The sequence below is a fragment of the Pseudonocardia kunmingensis genome (assembly GCF_006716445.1).
Taxonomy (GTDB): domain Bacteria; phylum Actinomycetota; class Actinomycetes; order Mycobacteriales; family Pseudonocardiaceae; genus Pseudonocardia; species Pseudonocardia kunmingensis.
Genome location: NZ_VFPA01000001.1, coordinates 1906394 through 1927000 on the forward strand (window position 1 = coordinate 1906394; position 20607 = coordinate 1927000).

The window sequence follows — 20607 nt, forward strand, 5'->3', positions numbered from 1 at the left end:
CTAGCGTGACGGCGCCCACTTCTGCATCGATGGAGAGGTACGAGCCATGCGCGTCGGCGTGCTCACGGGAGGCGGGGACTGCCCCGGACTGAACGCGGTCATCCGGGCCATCGTCCGCAAGGGCGTGCCGGAGTACGGCTACTCCTTCCTCGGCTTCCGCGACGGCTGGCGGGGGCCGTTGGAGGCGCTCACGAAGCCGCTGGACATCCCCGCCGTGCGCGGCCTGCTCCCGCGCGGCGGCACGATCCTCGGCTCCTCGCGCACCAACCCGTTCGCGGTGCCGGACGGCGTCGAGCGCATCCAGCGCAACCTGCAGGACCTCGGCGTCGACGCGCTCATCGCGATCGGCGGCGAGGACACCCTGGGCGTGGCCACGAAGCTGCACGAGATGGGCGTCAACGTCGTCGGCGTGCCGAAGACGATCGACAACGACCTGTCGGGCACCGACTACACGTTCGGCTTCGACACCGCGGTGAACATCGCGACCGAGGCGATCGACCGCCTGCACACCACGGCGGAGTCGCACCACCGCGCCCTGATCGTCGAGGTGATGGGCAGGCACGCCGGCTGGATCGCGCTGCACTCCGGCATGGCGGGCGGTGCGAGCGCCATCCTCATCCCGGAGATCCGCTTCGACATCGACAAGGTCTGCCGGTGGGTCGAGTCGCGCTTCCGGCTCGACTACGCGCCGATCGTGGTGGTGTCCGAGGGCGCCATGCCGAAGGACCGCGACGAGGTGCTGCAGAGCGGCGAGAAGGACGCCTTCGGCCACGTCCGCCTGGGCGGCATCGGCGACTGGCTCGCCCACCAGATCGAGGAGCGCACCGGCAAGGAGGCCCGCACCACGGTGCTCGGGCACGTCCAGCGCGGCGGCACCCCGACGGCTCGCGACCGCTGGCTGGCCACCCGCTTCGGCCTGCACGCGATCGACGCCGTGCACGCGGGCTCGTGGGGCCAGATGACCGCGCTGCGCGGCACCGACATCGAGCTGGTCCCCCTCTCGGAGGCGACGAAGGAGCTCAAGGTCGTCGACCCCGGCCTCTACGCCGAGGCCGAGGTCTTCTTCGGCTGACCCCTCCGCCAACGCGCGCGAGTCCCCCAACCAACAGCGCGAGTCTCCCGTTCTGACAGCGCGAGTCTCCCGTCTCGACAGCGCGAATCTCCCAAAACGACAGTGCGACTCAGCATCCGCTCTGGTCCAGGAGTCGGAGCCCCCAGCTCACCCTGCTACGCGGGGTTCGGGGATCGGGGCCGGGATCGGGAGGCGGGCCTCGACCTCGCCGGCGGCCGCGAGGCAGACGTCCTCGCGGTAGCGCGGTCCGATCAGCTGCACGCCGAGCGGCTGGCCGTCGACCACCCCGGTCGGCACGGCCACCGCCGGCACGCCGACGCAGGTGGTGGCCGTGCACAACCGCATCCCGAGCATCGCGCGCAGCCCCTGCTCGGCGTCGAACGGGTCCACGTCGAACGGCCGCTCGGTGTACACCGGCCCGAGCACGAGGGGGTAGCGCTGGGCGAACGCGTCCCACTCCCGCATGACGCCGAACCGGGTGGCCGAGGCCGCCAGGTAGCCCTCGAGGTCGGCGGGCGGGCGCCGGGCCATCGACAGCTCCATGTGCTGCGCCGACTCCTCGGTGAGCAGCCGCCGGATCGAGGGCCAGCGCAACCCGAACTCGGTGGTGATCAACGTCCCGTACGCGGCCAGGGCGTCCGCGAGCCGTGGCGGCTCCGCCTCCTCGACCTCGTAGCCCGCCTCGCCCAGTGCGGCCGCGGCCCGCTCCAGCTCCGCCCGGATCTGCGGGTCGACGCCGAGCCCCGCCGGGTCGACGCACAACGCGACCCGCCGGGGCAGCGGTGGCCCCGCCGCCCGCGGGACCGCGCGCGGGTCGGCCGGGTCGGTTCCGGCGAGGGCGTCGAACGCGAGGCCCAGGTCCTCGACGGTGCGCGCGATCGGACCGTCGACCGGGAACAGCTGCGAGGCCGGTGTCGGGTCGGCGCCCCCGACGCGGTGGTCCTGGGCGATGCCGCCGTAGCTCGGCTTCAGCGCCGCGACCCCGCAGAACATCGCCGGCAGCCGCACCGACCCGCCCGAGTCGTTGCCGAGCCCGATCGCGGCCATCCCCGACGCGACGGCCGCACCGTCCCCGCCACTGGTGCCCCCTGGGCTGCGGATCGCGCCCCACGGGTTGCGGGTCTCCCCGAACAGCTGGCTGACGGTGGTGTTCCCGGCGAGCGCGAGGTCGGGCATGTTGCTGTGCCCGATCGGGACCGCGCCGGCCGCCCGCAGCCGGCGCACCGGCGGCGCATCCCGCCCGGCCACGGCGTCGCGGAAGTGGGGGACGCCGTGCGTGGTCGCGTACCCCGCGACGTCGATGTTCTCCTTGACGGTGAACGGCACGCCGGCCAGCGGCCCCACCGGCTCGCCCGCCCGCACCCGGGCATCGATCCGGTCCGCCTCGGCGAGCGCCTCGCCGAAGCGGACGGTGATGGCGTTGACCGCCGGGTCCACCTCGTCGATCCGCGCGAGGCACCCCTCGATCACCTCGCGCGCCGACACCTCGCCGGCACCGACGGCCCGGCCGACGGCGGCCGCGCTCCACTCCCAGATCCCGTCCACGCACTCAAGATACAGAGCTGTATTCAGATACGCAGCTGCATATCAGTGGGTCCACAGCCGGTCCAACAACTCCACCGCGTCGACGACGACGTCGGCCGGCAACCGGTCGGGCGCGAGCATGCGCTGCAGCAGCAGACCGTCCTCCAGCGCGTGCACGATCAGCGCGAGCTGCCGCGGGTCGGCGGGCGGCTCCACCCCGCGCTCCCGGAACCGGGACGCGAGCGCCCGCGCGTGGGCGTCGCGCGCCATGTCCTCCCGCGCGGCGAGCGCGGGCCGGGCCTCGGGATGGCGCAGCGCGTGCAGCAGCAGCTCCAGGCGCAGGGCCAGCCACTCCTCGAGGTGCTCGGCACGGGCGCGGTTCCACTCCCGCAGGCCCTCGTAGCCGTCCCCGCCGGGCAGCGCCCGCACCTCGGCGAGCTCCTGCTCGGTGCGCCGCTGCAGCAGCTCGCGGACGAGATCGTGCTTGTCGGCGAAGTTGCCGTAGAAGGCGCCGCGCGAGAAGCCGGCGCGCTCGGCGATCTGCTCCACCGACGCTCCGTTGACGCCGCGCTCGGCGAACAGGGCCGCGGCGGCGTCGAGCAGCAGCTCACGGGTGCGCGCCCGGCTCTGCTCGCGGGTCAGGCGCTTGCTCGGCACCGCGCCACGATACGGCGTCACGCACGCGGCGACGGCGCGCTCCGTCGGCTACGGAGCGATCGCCGTCCGGGCGAGCCGAGCGGGCCGGCGTCCGACGCGCAGCACCTCCCAGTGGTCGCGCGGCGGCACCGGCGCCGCGACGGTCCGCAGCTGCGGGCGGGCCGGCTCGGGCCGTCCGGCCCGGCGCTTGCGCACCAGCCCGGCGACCGCCCCGATCGTGGTACCGACGCCCAGGCTCACGAGCAGGGCGACGAGCGGGTCGCTCGCGAACGCCGCGCCGCCCAGGAAGCCCAGCGCCGCGACGTAGGCGGCGGACATCGTGGCACCGATGGCGCTGTAGGCGAGGTACCGCGCGGTCGGGAACCGGATCGCCCCGGCCGCCAGCGCCGCGACGGTCCGTCCGGCCGGGATGTAGCGCGCGGTCAACAGGATGAGGCCACCCCGCGTCGTCAGGGTGTGCTGCATGCGGGCGAACAGCTCGGCCCGCGGCGTCCCGGGCTGCAGCCGCCCACGCACCACGGACCCGAACCCGCGACCGAGGACGTACGACGCCACCTCGCCGAGGAACGCTCCCAGCGACGCCGCCGCCACCACCGCGAGCAGGTCCTGGCTCCCCGCGGCCGCCCCCACACCGGCCGCGATGATCAGCGCTTCGCTCGGCACCACGGGCAGCAGCGCGTCGACGGCGGCGAGCCCGACGATCACGAGCAGCAGCCACTGCGACGCCAACGCGCCGTCGAGCAGCAGCCGCAGTCCATCGATCATGCAGCCAGGCTAGGAACCACGAGGTGGGCGGCACATCGGTCGAAAGTGCCGCCCGACCCGGATTTCGTATCAGGGTCCTCCCCGAGGGGAGGTCGTCAGACGATGCCCTGCCGCGTCGCCGTGTAGACGATCTCGGTGCGGCGCCGGACGTCGAGCTTGTCGCGGAGGTTGCGCACGTGGAACTTCACGGTGGCCTCGCTGATCACCAACCGCCGCCCGATCTCCCGGTTGGACATCCCCACCGCGAGCAGGCGCAGGACCTGGTTCTCCCGCTCGGTGAGCATCGCCCCGCCCAGCCCGCGGGCCGGCGGGCGGTCCTCGTCGCGCAGCACGTCCATGACGACGGCACCGGCGGCGCCGCCCGTGTCGAAGACGCTCTCGCCGCGCAGCAGCATGTGCACGGCGCGGGCGATGTCGGCGGTGTCGGCACCCTTGCGGACGTACCCGTGCACACCGAGCCGGACGGTGCGCATCATGACGTCGCGGTCCCGGCACCCGGTGAGCACGAGGACGCGCACCCCGCGATGGCGCTCGAGCAGCATCCGGGCCAGCTCGACGCCGGCGGCGTCCCCCCGCCCGAGGTCCACGTCGAGGATGACGAGGTCGGGCGGGCAGCGGTCGGCGATCACGAGCGCGTCGCGCGGCGTCGCGGCCTCGCCGACGACGGCGAGGTGCGGGTCGGCGGCGAACAGCTGGCGCAACCCGAATCGGACGATCGCCTCGTCGTCCACGACGAGGAGGCGGGCGGTGCGCCGGACGGTGGTGGTGGGAACGCCACCCACGGTGTCCGTCGCGGTGTGGCGGTCGAGCAGTGCGTCAGCGGTCATCGGGCAACCTCCCCTGGCGGCGCTGGTCGGCGTCGGTTCGGCGAGGTTAGGAAGCCGCACGTTGCCTGCACGTTGCACGCTCAACATCCGCTCGTCTTGCTGCTTCCCGACCGCTGGGTGATGATGGCGCGGTCCTGGGGCGATGACGCTCGGAGTGCTGATGACGACTCAAGGTGCACACGACCCTGTGGCGCACGCCCACCTGCTCCACCGGGTGTTCGACGCCGTGCTCGCCGGTGACCGTGCTCCCGCGGCACCGCGCTCGCTCGTGTCCGAGTCGTGGCGGCGCAGCCTCGCCGCGCACATCGACCCCGACAAGCGCACGCCACCGGTCGTCCTGCAGGACGCGGACCTGCCCGAGCTGCGCACCGCCCACCCGTTGAACGCGGTGATGCCGCTGCTGCGCAGCACGCTGGTGAGCATCGCCGACGAGGCGATGCACGTCATGCTCGTCACGGACGCCGACGGCACGATCCTGTGGCGCGAGGGCGCCGCCCGGCTGCTGTCCTCGGCCGACGAGGTGGGGCTGCAACCGGGCACGCGGTGGACCGAGGACGCCATCGGCACCAACGCCATGGGCACCACCCTCGCCGTCGACGCGCCGGTGACGATCCACTCCGCCGAGCACCTCGTCCGCACCTACCACGCGTGGACCTGCGCCGCGGCGCCCGTGCACGACCCCGACACCGGCGCGATCCTCGGCGCCATCGACATCAGCGGTCCCCTGCACACGGTGCACCCGGCGATGAAGCAGCTGGTCGTGGCCACGGCGCAGCTCGCGGAGAACCAGCTGCGCGTGCGCCTCGCCATCGAGGACGAGCGGCTGCGCGTGCGCAACATGCCCCACCTGGCCGGCCTGCGCGGGTGCCCCGGCGCACTGGTCAGCGACACCGGACGCGTCGTGGCGGGCGAGCCGTACGGCGAGTGGCCGGAGCGGGTGGCGCTGCGCCCCGACGCCGACCGGGTGGTGCTCGACGACGGCCGCGAGATGGTGGTGGAGCAGCTCGCGGAGGGCTTCCTGCTGCGCGCGCCGCAGACGAGCGCACGCGCGGCGCCGCGCTCCGCGCTCTCCTTGCGGTTCACGGGCGAGGGCGGGCCCTCCGCCGTGCTCGACGGCCGGTCGATCCCGCTCACGCTGCGCCCCGCCGAGCTGCTCACCGCGCTCGCCCTGCACCCCGACGGGCTCACCGCCGAGCAGCTCGCGCTGCTGCTCTACGGCGACGAGGGCAACCCCACCACCGTCCGCGGGGAGGTGCTGCGCCTGCGCTCCCTGATCGGCGCCGACGTGCTGCGCACCCGCCCGTACCGGCTCGCCGCCACCGTCGACACCGACTTCCAGGCCCTCGCCCGCGCGATCCGCGACGGCAGGCCCGCCGACGCCCTGCGCGCCTGCGCGGGTGCGCTGCTGCCGCGCTCGGACGCCCCCGCCATCCGAGAGCTGCGCGACGAGCTGGAGGTCGGGCTGCGCGGGGTCGTGCTGGAGAGCGACGACCCCGACCTGCTCGCCGAGTTCGCCGCCCACCCGCTGGGTCGCGAGGACCTCGAGGTGCACGACCGGCTGCTGGATCTGCTCCCGGCGTCCGACCCGCGCCGCGGCACGCTCGCCGCCCGCCGGGCGCGGCTGGTGGCCGAGGGGTAGTCACCCCCTGATCGTTCCCAGCCGTGCATCAGCGCTGCCGCCGAGACCGCTGCGTACATCTCGCAGCGATCAGCAGCGGACAATCATTCCGACCTGCACCGCAGGGCGCCCGTCACGACGCTCGCGTGCGCCTCGCGGCGCCCGGCCCGAGTGCGGCCGAACCGCCGGACACCCCGCCTCCTCAGCGCGCGGGCTGCGCCCTACTCCACCGTCACGCTCTTGGCCAGGTTGCGCGGCTTGTCCACGTCGCGCTCCAGGGCGACGGCGGCGTGGTAGGCGAGGATCTGCAGCGGGACCGACAGCAGGATCGGGTCGAGCTCGGGCTCGTTGCGCGGGATCACGAGGGTGCGGTCGGCCAGGTCGGCGGGCAGCTCGCGGTGTGCCACCGCGATCACCGGACCCTTGCGCGCCTTGATCTCCGAGAGCGTGGAGGTGTTCTTCTCCAGCAGGTCGTCGTCGGGGACCACGGCGACCGTCGGCATCTCCGGGCTGATCAGCGCGAGCGGGCCGTGCTTGAGCTCGGCGCAGGGGTAGGCCTCGGCATGGATGTAGGAGATCTCCTTGAGCTTCTGCGCACCCTCGCGCGCCACCGGCCAGCCGCGGCGGCGACCGACGAACATCATGCCGCGGCTGTCGACGATCTCCTTCGCGACCTCGGCGATCGCATCGGACTGCCCCAGGATCTCGGTGATCTGCCCGGGCAGCGCGTTCAGCCCGGCGATGATGCGCCTCCCCTGCTCCGGGGAGAGGTCGCGGATGCGGCCCAGGTGCAGCGCCAGCAGGGCGAACGCCGTCACCGTCGAGGTGAACGACTTGGTCGCCGCCACCGACATCTCGGGCCCCGCGTGCAGGTAGATGCCGCCGTCGACCTGGCGCGCGATCGTCGAGCCGACCACGTTGACGATGCCGATCACGCGGCCGCCCTTGCGCTGCAGCTCCTGCACCGCGGCGAGGGTGTCGATCGTCTCGCCGGACTGGCTCACGGCGACGTACAGCGTGTCCGGCTCCACCACCGGGTTGCGGTAGCGGAACTCCGACGCCGCCTCGGCGCTCGCCGGGACGCGCGCGAGGTCCTCGATCAGCTGCGCGCCGAGCTCGCCCGCGTAGCAGGCCGACCCGCAGCCCAGGATCTTGACGCGCCGGAACTCCCGCGCCTCCCGGACGCTCATGTTGAGCCCGCCCAGGTGCGCGGTGGTGAAGCGCTCGTCGATGCGGCCCTTGAGCGCCCGCTCGATGGTCCGCGGCTGCTCCTCGATCTCCTTCACCAGGTAGTGCGCGTGATCGCCGATCTCCGCCCCGACCACGTCCCAGTCGATCCAGGACGGGCTCTTCGCGACCGCGCGGTCGTCGAGGGTGAACGTGCGGTAGCCGCCCGCGGTGACGGTGGCGAGCTCGCCGTCGTCGAGGTAGACCACCTGGCGGGTGTAGCCGATCAGCGCGGCCACGTCGGAGGCGACGAACATCTCCTTCTCACCGACGCCCAGCAGCACCGGGCTGCCGTTGCGGGCGACGACGACCCGGTCCGGGTGCTCCGCGTCCACCACGGCGAGGCCGTAGGCGCCGACGACCTGGCGCAGCGCCTGCCGCACCGCCTGCTCCAGGTCGACCGCCCCCGCGGCGAAGGCCGCGGCCACCAGGTGCGCGACGGCCTCGGTGTCGGTCTGCGAGGCGAACTCCACGCCGTCTGCGGTCAGCTTGGCGCGCAGCTCGTCGGCGTTCTCGATGATCCCGTTGTGCACGACGGCGATCCGGCCCGCCGTGTCGGTGTGCGGGTGCGCGTTCTCCGTGGACGGCTCACCGTGCGTCGCCCAGCGCGTGTGGCCGATCCCCGGCGAGCCCTTGAACCGCGCGGGCAGGTCGGCGGCGAGGTCGGCGACCCGGCCGCTCACCTTCCGCACCTTGAGCCCGCCCTTGCCGGCGAGCGCGAGACCGGCGCTGTCGTACCCGCGGTACTCCAGGCGCCCCAGCCCCTCCAGGAGGATCGGGGCGGCGTCCTGGGGCCCGACGTATCCGACGATGCCGCACATAGCAGTCCTCTCAGCCGTAGACGATGCGCCGCAGCTGGCGTGCCGACAGCGGCGGCGGGGCCACCCGTCGCGTCGCCAGCTCGGCGTCCAGCGCCGCGAATATCTGCTCGTTGGTGAGCCCGCGACGTTGCAGCTCCGCGTGCCTGCGCCGGACGAACTCCGGAAGCTCCTCGGAGAAGTAGCCCACGACCTCGGCCACCACCCGCGCCGCCTCACCCGCGTTGAGCGGCGTGCTGCGCACCAGGTGGGCGACGAGGTCGTCGTAGGGTCCGGCGGGCACGAGGAGAGATGGTGCCCTGCGCGGCGGCAAAACCCAAACTTCCTGCCCGAATACGGGCAGGATCCGCCCGATGCGGCAGTCCTGGCGGCCGCCGTACGACGCTAGGTGACGGGCGGCGGCCCGCCCGGCCCCCTCACACACCGATCGTGGTGCTCCCACACCGGTTGCAGTCGGTGTGCCAGGGCAGCATTCGGTGTGCGAGCAGAAGTCGGTGTGCGGCGGGCGAGGCGGCGCCCGGGCGCGCTTCGCCGCTCGCGCACCGATTCCGGCGCGACGTCCGAGGCCGCTACGCCGCCGGCTCCAGCTCCCCGGCCTGCCAGAGCCGGGCGTAGTGACCGCCGGCGGCGAGCAGCTCGGCGTGCGGGCCCACCTCGACGACACGGCCGCCGTCCAGCACCACGATCCGGTCGGCGCGGGCGGCCGTACCCAGCCGGTGCGCCACCACGAAGGCCGTGCGGCGGGCGGTGACCCGGTCACCCGCCTCGAGCACGGCGGCCTCCGTGGCCGGGTCGAGCGCGGCGGTGGCCTCGTCGTAGAGCAGCAGGTCGGGGTCGGCCAGCTCCGCGCGGGCGAGCGCGATCAGCTGGCGCTGCCCGGCCGACAACCCCTGCCCGCGCTCACCGACCGGGTGCCGGAACCCGCCGGGCAGCCCGGCCACCAGCTCCCACGCACCGACGGCCCGCGCCGCGGCCTCGACCTCCGACCGCGACGCCCCCGGGCGCGCGTAGGCGATGTTGGCGGCGACGTCACCGGTGAACAGGTGTGGCTCCTGCGGCACGATCCCCAGCCGCTGCCGGTAGCCGGCCAGCGGGTAGCGCCGCACGTCGACGCCGTCGACGAGCACCGCGCCCGTGCCGGCGTCGTAGAACCGGGCGAGCAGCTTGACCAGCGTGGACTTGCCCGCGCCGGTGGCACCGACGAGGGCGATCGTCTCGCCGGGGGCCACCCGCAGACAGACGTCGGCCAGCGCGGGCGTCTCCGCCCCTGCGTAGGCGAAGCCGACGTTGCGCAGCTCGACCTCGCCGCGCAACCGCGCGGGCGCGGGCACCGGGTCGCCGGCGGGCTCGGGGGGCACCGATGTGGGGGTGCGCAGCAGGTCGGAGATGCGCGAGAGGCCGACGCGGGCCTGCTGGTAGCTGTCGAAGACCTGCGAGAGCTGCTGCACCGGTGCGAAGAACAGCGCGAGGTAGAGCAGGAAGGCGGTGAGGACGCCCGCGGTGATCTCCCCCGAGGCCACCCGCGCCGCCCCGACGCCGAGGACGGCGGCGGTCGACACGTCGGACAGCAGCGCGACGAACGGGAAGTACGTCGCGATGTAGCGCTGCGCGCGCAGCCGCGAGCGCCGGTACGCCGCGCTGCGCTCGCCGAACGTGCTGGCGCTGCGCTCCTCCCGGACGTAGGCCTGTGCGACGCGCACGCCCACGACGTTCTCCTGCAGGTCGGCGTTGACGATGCTCACCCGCTCGCGGGCCTCCGCGTACGCGGTGGAGGACACCCGCCGGAAGATCACCGTGGCGACCACGAGCACCGGCAGCACCGCGAGGGCCACCAGCGCCAGCTCCAGGTCGGTGACCAGGAGCGCGACCGCGACACCGACGATCGTGAGGACGCTGACGACCGCCTGCGCGAGGCCGGTCTGCAGGAACGCCGACAGCGCGTCGACGTCGGTGGTCATCCGCGTCATGATGCGCCCGGACAGCTCGCGCTCGTAGTAGTCCAGGCCCAACCGCTGCAGGTGGGCGTAGCTGCGCACCCGCAGCAGGTAGAGCAGGCTCTCCCCGGCGCGGGCGGTGACGACGGTCTGCGTGGCCACCACGAGCCACCCGGCGACCACCAGCCCGATGCCCAGCAGCATGGCCGTGAGCAGCACCTCGGGCGCGCCCGCCGTGATGCCGCCGTCGACGGCCATCCGCGTGACGGCGGGCAGGGCGAGGGTGCCCAGCGCGTCGAGCGCCACCAGTGAGACGCCCACCAGCAGCAGCGCGCGCACCGGCCGCAACAGCCCGGCGAGCCGGAAGCCGGGGTCCGGCGCCGTCGGGTCCTCGCCGCGGATGCGCGGTTCCTCGGTGGCCGGGGGCAGCGCCTCGACCGCGGCGAGGAGCTCGGGGGTGGGCGCCATGTTCCCCGCGGCACCCATGCCGCCACCCATGCCGCCGCGCCCGCCGGGGCGGACCGCGCCCGCGTCGGCGGTGCGGACGGGCTGCGGGACGCCGTCGGCGGGCTCCGGGTCGGGCCAGAGCTCCGCGGTGACGGGCGCGTGCACCGTGCCGCCGCGGTGGGCGCCGCGCCGCCCGGGCTCGTCCAGCCGCGTCACCGAAGCCCCCGGCTCGGGCACCGCGAGCAGCTCCCGGAACAGCGGGCAACGCTGCGCCAGCTCCGCCTCCGTGCCCACGTCGACGACCCGGCCTGCGTCGAGCACGGCGATCCGGTCGGCGAGGGCGAGCGTGGAACGCCGGTGCGCGACGAGCAGCGTGGTGCGCCCCGCGGTGAGCGTGCGCAACGTGTCGTGGATGGCGGCCTCGGTGGCCGTGTCGACGGCCGAGGTGGCGTCGTCGAGGACCAGGACCCGCGGGTCGGTGAGCACCGCCCGCGCCAGCGCCACCCGCTGGCGCTGCCCGCCGGACAGGGTGAGGCCGCGCTCGCCGACAAGGGTGTCGTAGCCGTCGGGCAGGGCCTCGACGAACCCGTCCACCTGGGCCGCCCGCGCCGCGGCCCGCACCTCCTCGTCGCTCGCGTCGGGGCGGCCGTAGGCGATGTTGGCCCGGATGGTGTCGGAGAACAGGAACGCCTCCTCGAACACCACGCCGAGCTCGCGGCGCAGGTCGGCGAGGCGCAGCCGCGGCAGCGGCACGCCGCCGAGGCGCAGCTCGCCCCGCTGCGGGTCGTAGAAGCGCGGCAGCAGCAGGGCGATCGTGGACTTGCCGGACCCGGCGGTGCCGACCACCGCGAGCGTCTCCCCCGCCGCGACGCGCAGCGTGACGCCGTCGAGCACGGGCTCCCGACGCGAGTAGCCGAACGTGACGCCGTCCAGCTCCACCGACAACGGCCCCTCGGGCAGGGTCGCGGGGGAGGCGGGGTCGACGACGTCGGGCTGGGAGTCGACCAGGTCGTGCACGCGCTCCACACCCGCGCGGGCGAGCTGGGCGCTGACGACCAGGGACCCGAGCATGCGGGCGGGCGCGACGAGCTGGGCGACGTAGGTGGAGAAGGCGAGGAACGTGCCGAGGCTGATCGACCCGCCCATGGCGAGCCAGCCCCCGACCGCGATCACCCCGACCTGCCCCAGCGCGGGAAGCGCGAGCAGCGTGGGGTTGAGCCGGGCGGTGAGCCGGGCGGCGCGCATGCGCTCGCCGAACAGCCGCGCGGCGCCGCGCTCGAGCGTGGCGGTCTCCCGCTGCTCCTGGCCGAAGCCCTTGACGACCCGGACGCCGGCGACCGTCTCCTCGACGTGCTGGGCGATGTCGGCCGCGCGCTGCTGGGCCGACCAGGTGGCCGGGAACAGCCGCGCCCTGGTGCGCAGCGCGACGCACCACACCGCCGGCAGCAGCACCAGCGCCACCAGCGTGAGCAGCGGCGACAGCCAGAGCATGGCCCCGATCGAGACGACCACCAGCACCACGGCGCCCAGCGCCAGCGGCGCCATCGACAGCAGCTGCTGCACCAGCTGCAGATCGGTGATCGCCCGCGAGACGACCTGCCCGGTGCGCAGCGCGTCCTGCCGCTCCCCGTCGAGGCGCTGCACGGCGGCGAAGACCTGGCGCCGCAGGTCGTGCTGCACGTCCAGCGCGAGCCGCCCCGCGAGGTAACGGCGCAGGAACGCGGCGCCGAAGCGCACGAGCGCCAGTGCGAGCACCGCCACCACGACCGTGCCCAGCACCGCGGTGGAGCCGGCGACGGCATCGTCCACCGCGACCCGCGTGAGCAGCGGCCCCACCGCCTCGAGGCTCACCCCGAACACCGAGGCGACGAGCGCCCCCGCGGCGACCGCCCGGTGCTTCAGGCAGGAACGGACGAGCCGGCGGATCCAGCCGGGAGAGGGAGCGTCGGGCACACCTCCACGTTATGCCGCTCCACCGACACCGCGACGCCGCCCGCGTGGGAGCCGTCCCGCCGACGCCCGCCCCCCCAACAAGGCGAGTCTCCCGTTCCAGCCGGGCGAGTCCCCCGTCTCGACAGCGCGAGTCCCCCACCTCGACAGCGCGAGTCCCCCACCTCGACAGCGCGAGTCCCTCACCTCGACAGCGCGAGTCGCACATCTCAACACGGTGAACTCCCCGGCTCGACGACGTGAGCCCCTGTCTCGGCTAGGACGGCTGCGCGCAGGACGCGGTACACCTGCCCGACCCCCAAACGCCCCTGTCGCACGGGAGACTCGCCCGGTCCGAACGCGAGACTCGCCCGGTCCGAACGCGAGACTCGCCCTGTCCGAACGCGAGACTCGCCCTGTCCGAACGCGAGACTCGCCCGGTCCGAACGCGAGACTCGCCCGGTCCGAACGGGAGACTCGCGCTGTTCGGGCGGGAGCTCGCCGCCTCGTGGCGAAGGTTCAGGTGATGTCGCGCCTGCCGCCGACCAGCGCGCCTACCGCGCCGACCACGGCCGTCCACACCGCGAGCACGAGGAGCGCCACGCCCCACGGCGGCGGGGTGGTGGCGCCGGACAGGATCTCCACGACCTGCGGTGCCGTCACCGGACCGGCGATCGCGTGGGCCGGGATCGTGTAGATCGCCACCTCGCCGGCGTTGGACGGGAGGTAGGACGACAGGGCCCGCACGGCGTCGGACTCGGCGGCGTCGAGCAGCGCCCCGAGGAGCAGCTCCCCGACCATCAGGTACAGCAGCACGGCGACCAGCGCACCGACCTGGTTGCTCACGGCGGTTCCCAGCGCCGCGCCGAGCGCGCCCCACAGGGCGGCCACGGCGAGGCCGATCGTCGCTGTCGCGAGCAGCGGGCCGGCTCCGGGGAACGACGCGCTCGGATCGGCGACGAAGCCGGCGAGCACGCCCACGAGCACGGCGACCGCGGCGTAGCCCGCGCCGACCCCCGCGCTGACCACCATCTTGGCCAGCAGCACCTGCGTGCGGCCCCGCGTCGTCAGGTAGGTGGTGGTGATCGTGCGGTGCCGGTGCTCGCCCGCGGCCGCGACGACGCCCTGCACGGCGGCGAAGACGGTGGTCAGCCCGAGGGCGTAGGCGAGGGAACCGAGCAGCAGCGGCAGTGCGCCCGACTCCGGGAACGCCGCCGTGAACACCCCGCCGAAGAGGTTGATCACGCTGGACAGCGCGACGACGGGGACCAGCAGGCCCCACCACAGCTTCGTGGAGACGAGCTTGCGGAACTCGGCCCGGATCGCCGCTGCCGTCACCGCGTCCACCACTCGTCGGCGGTGAGCTGGAAGAACAGCTGCTCCAGCTCGATCCTCTCGTGCACCATCCCGTAGACCGCGACCCCCGCTCCCAGCGCAACGTCGCCGACGTGGACGGGGTCGGTCCCGGCGATCCCCAGCCAGCCATCGGCAAGGGTGTCGATCTCCACGATCCCCGTGCGGGCGAGTGCTTCGGCGAGCCTGGCGGGATCGGCGCAGCGCACCAGGACGCGGGCCCGGCGCGACTGCTGCAGCTGCGTGAGCGAACCCTGGTAGACGCAGCGGCCGCGGCTGATCACGACGAGGTGGTCGGCGGTCTGCTCCACCTCGCCGAGGAGGTGGCTGGACACCAGCACCGTGCGCCCCTGCGCGGCGAACGCCCGCAGGAACGCGCGCAGCCACGCGATGCCCTCGGGGTCGAGGCCGTTGCCCGGCTCGTCCAGGAGCAGCACCTGCGGGTCCCCGACCAACGCGACGGCCAGCGCGAGCCGCTGGCGCATGCCGAGCGAGTACTCGCCCACGGGGCGCCCGCCCGCGTCGGCCAGCCCGACGGTGCCGAGCGCGTGGTCGGCGGCGGCGTCCGGGACACCGACCGCGGCCGCGCAGGCGAGGAGGTGCGCGTGCGCCGTGCGGGCCGGGTGGAACCCCTGCGCCTCCAGCACCGCGCCCACCACGCGGGCCGGCTGCGCGAGCTCGGCGAAGCGCAGCCCGTTGATCCGCGCCTCACCCGCGGTGGGCGTGACCAACCCGAGGACCATCCGCAGCGTCGTGGTCTTCCCGGAACCGTTCGGTCCGAGGAAGCCGGTGACGGCCCCGGGTTCGACGGTGAAGCTCAGCCCGTCGACGGCGGCGACGGCGCCGAACCGCTTGCTCAGCTCGCGTACGGTGACGCGGCCGCTCCGGTCGTCCAACCTCGTACCCGGGCGGACCTCAGTCCTCGGCCGGCGCGGACGAGGACTTGCCGGACGCGGGCTCCGTGGCCGAGGGCTTGGTGGCCGAGGGCTTGGTGGCCGAGGGCTCGCCGGAAGCGGACTTCCCGGATGCGGACTTCGCGACCGGGGACTTCTCGGACGGGAGCGCCGGCACCACGGGGAGCTCGGGGTCGGTGGACGGCGCGACCTCGGCCGGCGGTCCGTCGATCGCCGCGATGACGGCCTGGGCCCACGCGGCGTGCTCGACGTCGCCGAGCAGCGCGCCGCTGCGGCCGCGGCTGCCCGGGCCGAAGCGCGGGGGCAGCTCCGCGACGCGCAGCCGGTGCTTCGCCGCTTCCTCACGGGTGACGGCGTCGAGGGCGGCGGCGGGCCCGCCGCGGGCGCCGCGCGCGAACGTGCCGACGACCGAGCCGGACGGCAGCGCGGCCAGCACCTGCCGCAGCGTGATGTCGGCGCCGGGGACGCGCCGGGCGATGTCCTCGGCACCGACGATGCAGCTGACGAGCGCGGCCGGCTCCTCACCCGTGAGCGCGACGAGCTCGGGCAGCTGGTGGGCCAGCACGTCGGCGACGCCTGCGCCCGCCCGGGACAGGTTGATCACCCGCCACGCGTCGCGGTGGCGCAGCAGCTCGTGCACCACGCCGACGTAACCGGCGTCGCGGCGGGTGGCGCCGATGCCCTGGGCCGCGGAGTCGCCGAGGACGATCCACAGCGGGCCGGTGGCCTGGCGGGCGTCGAGGTTCGCGGCGGCCCAGTCGTCGGCGAAGGCGCGGATCTGCAGCCTGCGGGCGGAGGCTCCGGGCAGCACGCCGCCGAGGAAGCGTTCGCCACCCGCCTTGACCCGTCGCGCTGCGGCGCGCATCCGAGGGACCTGCAGGGGTGAGCTCATGAGGACTCCGGGGAGCGGTAGTCGCGACCCGTGGTGCACGGGGGTGGGGATCGTCACCGTAGCCAGGGCGGCGTGCGGCCACCCCGCCGGGTCCCTGCGTGCCACCGGTCCGGACCATGCCGTTCGCCCGGACGTCACCCGCCGTTGGCCCCCACTTCCCCTCCGTGGCCCGAGCGGGGGCGGAAGCCGTAGGCCGTGATCGTCGGGAGCGTGCCGGCGCGCAGCGCGTCGAGCACGTACCGCTCGTGCGGGACCACCGGCTCCGGCAGCGCCGCGAGCTTGAACCAGCCGAGGTCGGCGGCCTTCGCGGCCTCGAGCAACCGGGGTTCGCCGGACCAGCGGCGGCAGCCGAAGAAGAAGTCGACGCGCTCGTCGATCGGTTCGTGGTTGGCGTGGGTGCGGTGCATCGTGGTGAGCGGCTCGAGGTCGGACGGGTCGATCCGCACCCCGACCTCCTCGGTCGCCTCCCTGCACGCGGCCTCGTGCACCGACTCGTCGGCCTCGACGTGCCCGGCGGCCGCCGCGGCCCAGTGCCCGTCCCGGTACCCGGTGCCCTGGCGCAGCTGCAGCAGCACCTCGGCGTCGTGACCGGTTCCGCGGAGCAGGAGCACGTAGGCGGCCGGGACGACGCAGAACCTCACGATCACACCCTAGGCTGCACCGGATGGCCGACACCCGCTACGAGAAGATCAGCACACCTGACGGCGACTTCGAGGCGTTCTGCGCCCTGCCCGAGACCTCCCCGGCCCCTGCCGTGCTGGTCCTCCAGGAGGTCTTCGGCATCAACGACAACATCCGCGGGCTGTGCGAGCAGCTCGCCGATGCCGGGTACCTGGCGCTCGCGCCGGACGTGTTCTGGAGGAGCGAGCCGCGTTTCGAGCGCAAGGACGAGTCCGGCCTCGCCGACGGCTTCGCCCACCTCCAGCGGCTCGACTTCGACCTGGTGCCCGCCGACCTCACCGCCACCATGGCCCACGCGCGTGCGATGCCCGGGTGCAACGGCACGGTCGGCGGCATCGGCTTCTGCCTCGGCGGCACGCTCGCCTACCTGCTCGCCACCAGCGCGCGCGTGGACGGGCGGGGGCCGGACGCGGTGGTGTCCTACTACGGCTCGGCGATCCACGGCATGCTCGGGTCGGCCGACCGGATCGAGTGCCCCGTCCTGTTCCACTACGGGTCGCGCGACCCGTACATCCCGGCGGAGCAGATCGACGACGTCGAGCGGGCCGTGGCGGGCCGCCCCGGCGTCACCCTGCACCGCTACGAGGCCGGGCACGCGTTCTCCAACTGGGACGCGCCGTCGCTCTACGACGAGGCCGCCGCCCGCACCGCGTGGGAGCGCACGCTCCGGTTCCTCGACGAGCACCTGCGACCCTGATCGGTCCGTGCCGCACGCCGCTGCGCCCCGGCGAGAAGTGGCGCTCGTACCGGCTTCGTCCGGCCGAGGCGGCGGGTTCAGGTGCGCGCCGGGGTGTCGAACAGGCCCGGCGTCCACGCGGCCGCCCGCGGCCGGGAGGCCCACCACAGCCGGGCGTAGAGCCGCAGGACGCGCGAGGGACGCCGGCGGCCGCGGCAGGCGCGCACGAGGCGACGGTGCGCCGCCTCCGCCTCCCGGACGCGGCGGACGTCGTCGGCGTGCAGGAACAGGTACGGCAGCTGGTGGGGGTCCATGGGCTCACCCCGTCCCGGAACCCGGTGGGAAGTACGTCGCGAAGAACATCCTGACCGCGCGGGCGTCGGGCGGCCGCCTGGCCGGCTCCTCGAGCCGGTCGGCGTACCGGTCGAGGATCGACCGGAGCTCCTGGGCGACCTGTTCCAGCTCCTCGACGGTCAGGTAGGTGAGGGCCGCGCTCTTGCGACTGTGCCGGCGCCACTCCTCCGGCTCCCGCTCCTGCCTGCGGGAGGCTTCCTTCATCCGGCCGACCTCGTAGTCGAGGAAGACGTCGGTGAGCGCCTCGGCCGCGAGCTGCCCCTCGGGCTCCAGGCCCTCGGTCTCCCAGCTCTGGTCGTACTTCACCAGCTTCCACGGCTTCTCCCGGCCGGTGCCGCCCTCGGCCTGCTCGACGAACCCGTACTTGCCCAGCATGTTCAGGTGGTAGGAGCAGCTCGCGACGCTCTCGCCGGTGAAGTCGGCGCAGCGCGTGGCCGTGGCGGTGCGCTCCAGGCCCAGCAGCTCGATCAGCTTCCACCGCGTGGGGTGCGACAGGGCGCGGAGCGCCTTCGGATCGGTGATGCGCTCGGGCAGGTGCTCGGTCACGAGGACAAGGTATCTTGCGCAAGGTTCCTTGAGCAAGACTTCTTGAGCAAGCTTCCTTGCGAAGCCTGTTGCTTGACTCGCCGGTAACCCCTGTGTTGGCTACTTGCATGCTGCTCTCGACCCAGCTCCAGTACGGCGACGACCCGGTGCGCAACGCGGAGAGCGTGGTCGCCATGGAGCAGGCGGGGCTCGACGTCGTCTGGGTCGCGGAGGCCTACAGCTACGACGCCGTGTCGCTGATGGGCTACCTCGCGGCGCGCACCGAACGCGTGCAGATCGGCGCCGGGATCCTCCCCATCTACAGCCGCACCCCCACGCTCACGGCGATGAGCGCCGCCGGTCTCGACGCGCTCTCCGGAGGTCGCGCGATCCTCGGCCTCGGCGCGTCCGGCCCGCAGGTGATCGAGGGCTTCCACGGCGTCCCCTACGACAAGCCGGTGGCCCGCACGCGCGAGGTCATCGAGATCTGCCGCAAGGTGTGGCGCCGCGAACGGGTCACGCACGAGGGGCTCTACACGATCCCGCTGCCGCCCGAGCAGGGCACCGGCCTCGGCAAGCCGCTCAAGCTGATCAACCACCCGCAGCGGGCCGACATCCCGATCTGGGTCGCCGCGCTCGGCGACAAGAACCTCGAGATGACGGCCGAGCTCGCCAACGGGTGGCTGCCGCACGCGCTGCTCCCGGAGAAGATGCGGGAGGTCTTCGGCCCCGCGCTCGACGCGGGCTTCGCCAAGCGCGCGCCGGAGCTCGGTCCCCTGCAGATCACCGGCGGCGGGGTCCTCGCGCTCGAGGAGGAGATGTTCGAGCCGGCCCGCAACCTCGCGCGCGGGATCTACGCGCTCTACATCGGCGGCATGGGCGCGCGCGGGAAGAACTTCTACAACACGGTCTTCGCCCGCCAGGGCTACGAGGACGCCGCGGAGCGCGTGCAGGACCTCTACCTCGACGGCCGCAAGGACGAGGCGGCCGCGGCCCTGCCCGACGACTTCATCGACCGGGTCACGCTGATCGGCCCGGCCGGGCACGTCCGGGAGCGGATCGCCGCGCTGCGCGAGGCCGGCGTCACCCACCTGCACGTGAACCCGGTCTCCGCGGATGCACCGAAGCTGCTCGCGCAGGTCAAGGAGTGGATCTCCTGATCAGCGGCGGTCACTGACCGCCTCGGGGCCACGGGCCGGCCGCGCCTCCGCACGGCCGCCCCCCGCCATCGGTGACCCCGGATCGCCCGACTCGTCCTTGACAGATACCGGCGGCTGGTGTGCGGTATACCTAATTCCGACGACCGATATCCTGCCTACCACCGGTCCCGCTGCCCGGTCCATCCGCGGTCGACCGGCTCCAGAGAGGACGAGATGCGCCCCCGTCTCCGCATGGCCGCACTGTCGCTGCCGTTCGCCCTCGTGCTCGCCGGCTGCGCCGGTGCGGAGGAGGCGCCGACGAGCACGGATGCCCCCGCCGCAGGTCAGTGGCCCGGCGAGATGACCCTGTACATCCCGAACGCCCCCGGCGGCGGGTTCGACATCGCCGCGCGCGCCCTGCAGCCCGCGTTGGCCGAGCAGCTCGGTGAGAGCGTGGTACCCACCAACCTCGAAGGGGCGGGTGGCGCGATCGCCGCTACCCAGATGCTCGACGATCCGGCCGACGGCACGGCCATGATGATCACGTCCAGATCGATCGCCTCGGTGCCCTACACCGGCACCCCCGAGATCGACCCGGTCCTCCACCTCGCGCCGATCGGGGTCACCCACCAGGACGTCTCCGCGCTGACGGTCCGCGCCGACGCGCCCTACGACACCGTGGCGGAGTTCCTCGACCACGCCCGCGCCAACCCCGGCGGCGTGCGGATCGGGACGGCCGGCACCGGCGGGGTCTGGCACGCCGCCGGGCTGCTACTCGCGCGCGCCGCGGGCGTCGAGTTCACGTTCATCCCCTACGACGGCGGCTCGTCGGCAGGCAACGCGCTCGTGGCCGGCGAGATCGACGCCGTCACCATCGGCGCCCCGGAGACCCGCCCGTTCGTCGAGGGCGGCGACGCGCGGATGCTCGCCGTGATGGGCGAGGAGCGGTCCAGCCTCTACCCCGGCGTCCCGACGCTGCAGGAGCAGGGCATCGACGTCACCTACGCGGTGTGGCGGGGCTACGTCGTGGATGCCGAGACGCCCGAGCCCGTCCGCCTCGAGCTCGCCGAGCGGGTCCGCGCGGCCGCCGAGGACCCGGCCTACCAGACCGCGATGGCCGGGGCGGGGTTCGAGACCACCTGGATCGGCCCTGCCGAGTTCGGCGAGCTCATCACCCAGGAGGACGAGCTCATCCGCCAACTGTTCGCGGGCGAGGACTTCATGACCACCCGGCCCGAGCGCGTGCCCAACTGAC

18 protein-coding genes are annotated in these 20607 nt (G+C 74.1%); 5 read left to right on the forward strand and 13 right to left on the reverse strand.

The window, feature by feature from the left end:
• The first annotated feature begins 46 nt into the window (after positions 1-46).
• On the forward strand, positions 47-1072 hold the full coding sequence (locus tag FB558_RS09020; protein ID WP_142050241.1) for a 6-phosphofructokinase: 1026 nt from the start codon (positions 47-49) through the stop codon (positions 1070-1072).
• A 147-nt stretch (positions 1073-1219) separates the two neighbouring features.
• On the opposite strand, the gene FB558_RS09025 is transcribed toward FB558_RS09020, so the two are convergent.
• From FB558_RS09025 to FB558_RS09040, 4 genes are all read right to left on the reverse strand, one after another.
• Complete coding sequence (locus FB558_RS09025; protein ID WP_142050244.1) at positions 1220-2617, reverse strand: amidase; 1398 nt, start codon at positions 2615-2617, stop codon at positions 1220-1222.
• Between the two features lie 42 nt (positions 2618-2659).
• On the reverse strand, positions 2660-3253 hold the full coding sequence (locus tag FB558_RS09030) for a TetR/AcrR family transcriptional regulator (RefSeq protein WP_142050247.1): 594 nt from the start codon (positions 3251-3253) through the stop codon (positions 2660-2662).
• A gap of 48 nt (positions 3254-3301) precedes the next feature.
• Complete coding sequence (locus FB558_RS09035) at positions 3302-4018, reverse strand: DedA family protein (protein ID WP_142050249.1); 717 nt, start codon at positions 4016-4018, stop codon at positions 3302-3304.
• Positions 4019-4113: 95 nt separating this feature from the next.
• Positions 4114-4845 (reverse strand): LuxR C-terminal-related transcriptional regulator, encoded by a 732-nt coding sequence (locus tag FB558_RS09040; RefSeq protein ID WP_142050252.1) that lies wholly within the window; start codon positions 4843-4845, stop codon positions 4114-4116.
• A 160-nt stretch (positions 4846-5005) separates the two neighbouring features.
• Between FB558_RS09040 and FB558_RS09045 the strand changes: the two genes are divergently transcribed.
• Entirely contained in the window at positions 5006-6484 is a 1479-nt protein-coding gene (locus FB558_RS09045) for a GAF domain-containing protein (RefSeq protein WP_170231244.1), read from the forward strand.
• 200 nt (positions 6485-6684) lie between these two features.
• Here the strand turns inward: FB558_RS09045 and glmS are convergent, their stop codons facing one another.
• The 7 genes from glmS to FB558_RS09080 all read right to left on the reverse strand — a co-directional run bounded on the left by glmS (position 6685) and on the right by FB558_RS09080 (position 16618).
• On the reverse strand, positions 6685-8511 hold the full coding sequence (glmS, locus tag FB558_RS09050) for a glutamine--fructose-6-phosphate transaminase (isomerizing) (RefSeq protein WP_142050258.1): 1827 nt from the start codon (positions 8509-8511) through the stop codon (positions 6685-6687).
• A 10-nt stretch (positions 8512-8521) separates the two neighbouring features.
• Positions 8522-8791: a hypothetical protein gene (locus FB558_RS09055; protein WP_142050261.1), complete on the reverse strand. Its 270-nt coding sequence runs from the start codon at positions 8789-8791 to the stop codon at positions 8522-8524.
• A 286-nt stretch (positions 8792-9077) separates the two neighbouring features.
• Positions 9078-12842 carry an ABC transporter ATP-binding protein gene (locus FB558_RS09060; protein WP_170231245.1) on the reverse strand — a complete coding sequence of 1255 codons (3765 nt, stop codon included), beginning with the start codon at positions 12840-12842 and terminating at the stop codon, positions 9078-9080.
• 495 nt (positions 12843-13337) lie between these two features.
• On the reverse strand, positions 13338-14156 hold the full coding sequence (locus tag FB558_RS09065; protein WP_142050264.1) for an ABC transporter permease: 819 nt from the start codon (positions 14154-14156) through the stop codon (positions 13338-13340).
• A complete protein-coding gene (locus tag FB558_RS09070; RefSeq protein ID WP_142050267.1) occupies positions 14153-15067 on the reverse strand; it encodes an ATP-binding cassette domain-containing protein in 915 nt (304 codons plus the stop codon). The genes FB558_RS09065 and FB558_RS09070 overlap by 4 nt, the downstream gene beginning before the upstream one ends.
• A 19-nt stretch (positions 15068-15086) precedes the next feature.
• Positions 15087-15977, reverse strand: coding sequence for an SGNH/GDSL hydrolase family protein (locus FB558_RS09075; RefSeq protein WP_142050270.1), 891 nt, complete (start codon positions 15975-15977; stop codon positions 15087-15089).
• Between the two features lie 134 nt (positions 15978-16111).
• Positions 16112-16618, reverse strand: a complete 507-nt coding sequence (locus tag FB558_RS09080) for an NUDIX hydrolase (protein WP_246106332.1) — start codon at positions 16616-16618, stop codon at positions 16112-16114.
• A gap of 23 nt (positions 16619-16641) precedes the next feature.
• Between FB558_RS09080 and FB558_RS09085 the strand changes: the two genes are divergently transcribed.
• Positions 16642-17355 (forward strand): dienelactone hydrolase family protein, encoded by a 714-nt coding sequence (locus FB558_RS09085; protein WP_142050276.1) that lies wholly within the window; start codon positions 16642-16644, stop codon positions 17353-17355.
• 77 nt (positions 17356-17432) lie between these two features.
• Here FB558_RS09085 and FB558_RS09090 read toward each other — a convergent pair whose 3' ends face one another.
• Together FB558_RS09090 and FB558_RS09095 are read right to left on the reverse strand one after the other, a co-directional pair.
• Positions 17433-17648 (reverse strand): hypothetical protein, encoded by a 216-nt coding sequence (locus tag FB558_RS09090; protein WP_142050279.1) that lies wholly within the window; start codon positions 17646-17648, stop codon positions 17433-17435.
• Between the two features lie 4 nt (positions 17649-17652).
• Positions 17653-18234, reverse strand: coding sequence for a winged helix-turn-helix domain-containing protein (locus FB558_RS09095; RefSeq protein ID WP_170231246.1), 582 nt, complete (start codon positions 18232-18234; stop codon positions 17653-17655).
• A gap of 107 nt (positions 18235-18341) precedes the next feature.
• Between FB558_RS09095 and FB558_RS09100 the strand changes: the two genes are divergently transcribed.
• Both FB558_RS09100 and FB558_RS09105 read left to right on the forward strand, forming a co-directional pair.
• Positions 18342-19373, forward strand: coding sequence for an LLM class F420-dependent oxidoreductase (locus FB558_RS09100; RefSeq protein WP_142050285.1), 1032 nt, complete (start codon positions 18342-18344; stop codon positions 19371-19373).
• Positions 19374-19604: 231 nt separating this feature from the next.
• Positions 19605-20606 carry a Bug family tripartite tricarboxylate transporter substrate binding protein gene (locus FB558_RS09105; protein ID WP_170231247.1) on the forward strand — a complete coding sequence of 334 codons (1002 nt, stop codon included), beginning with the start codon at positions 19605-19607 and terminating at the stop codon, positions 20604-20606.
• Position 20607 lies beyond the last annotated feature (1 nt).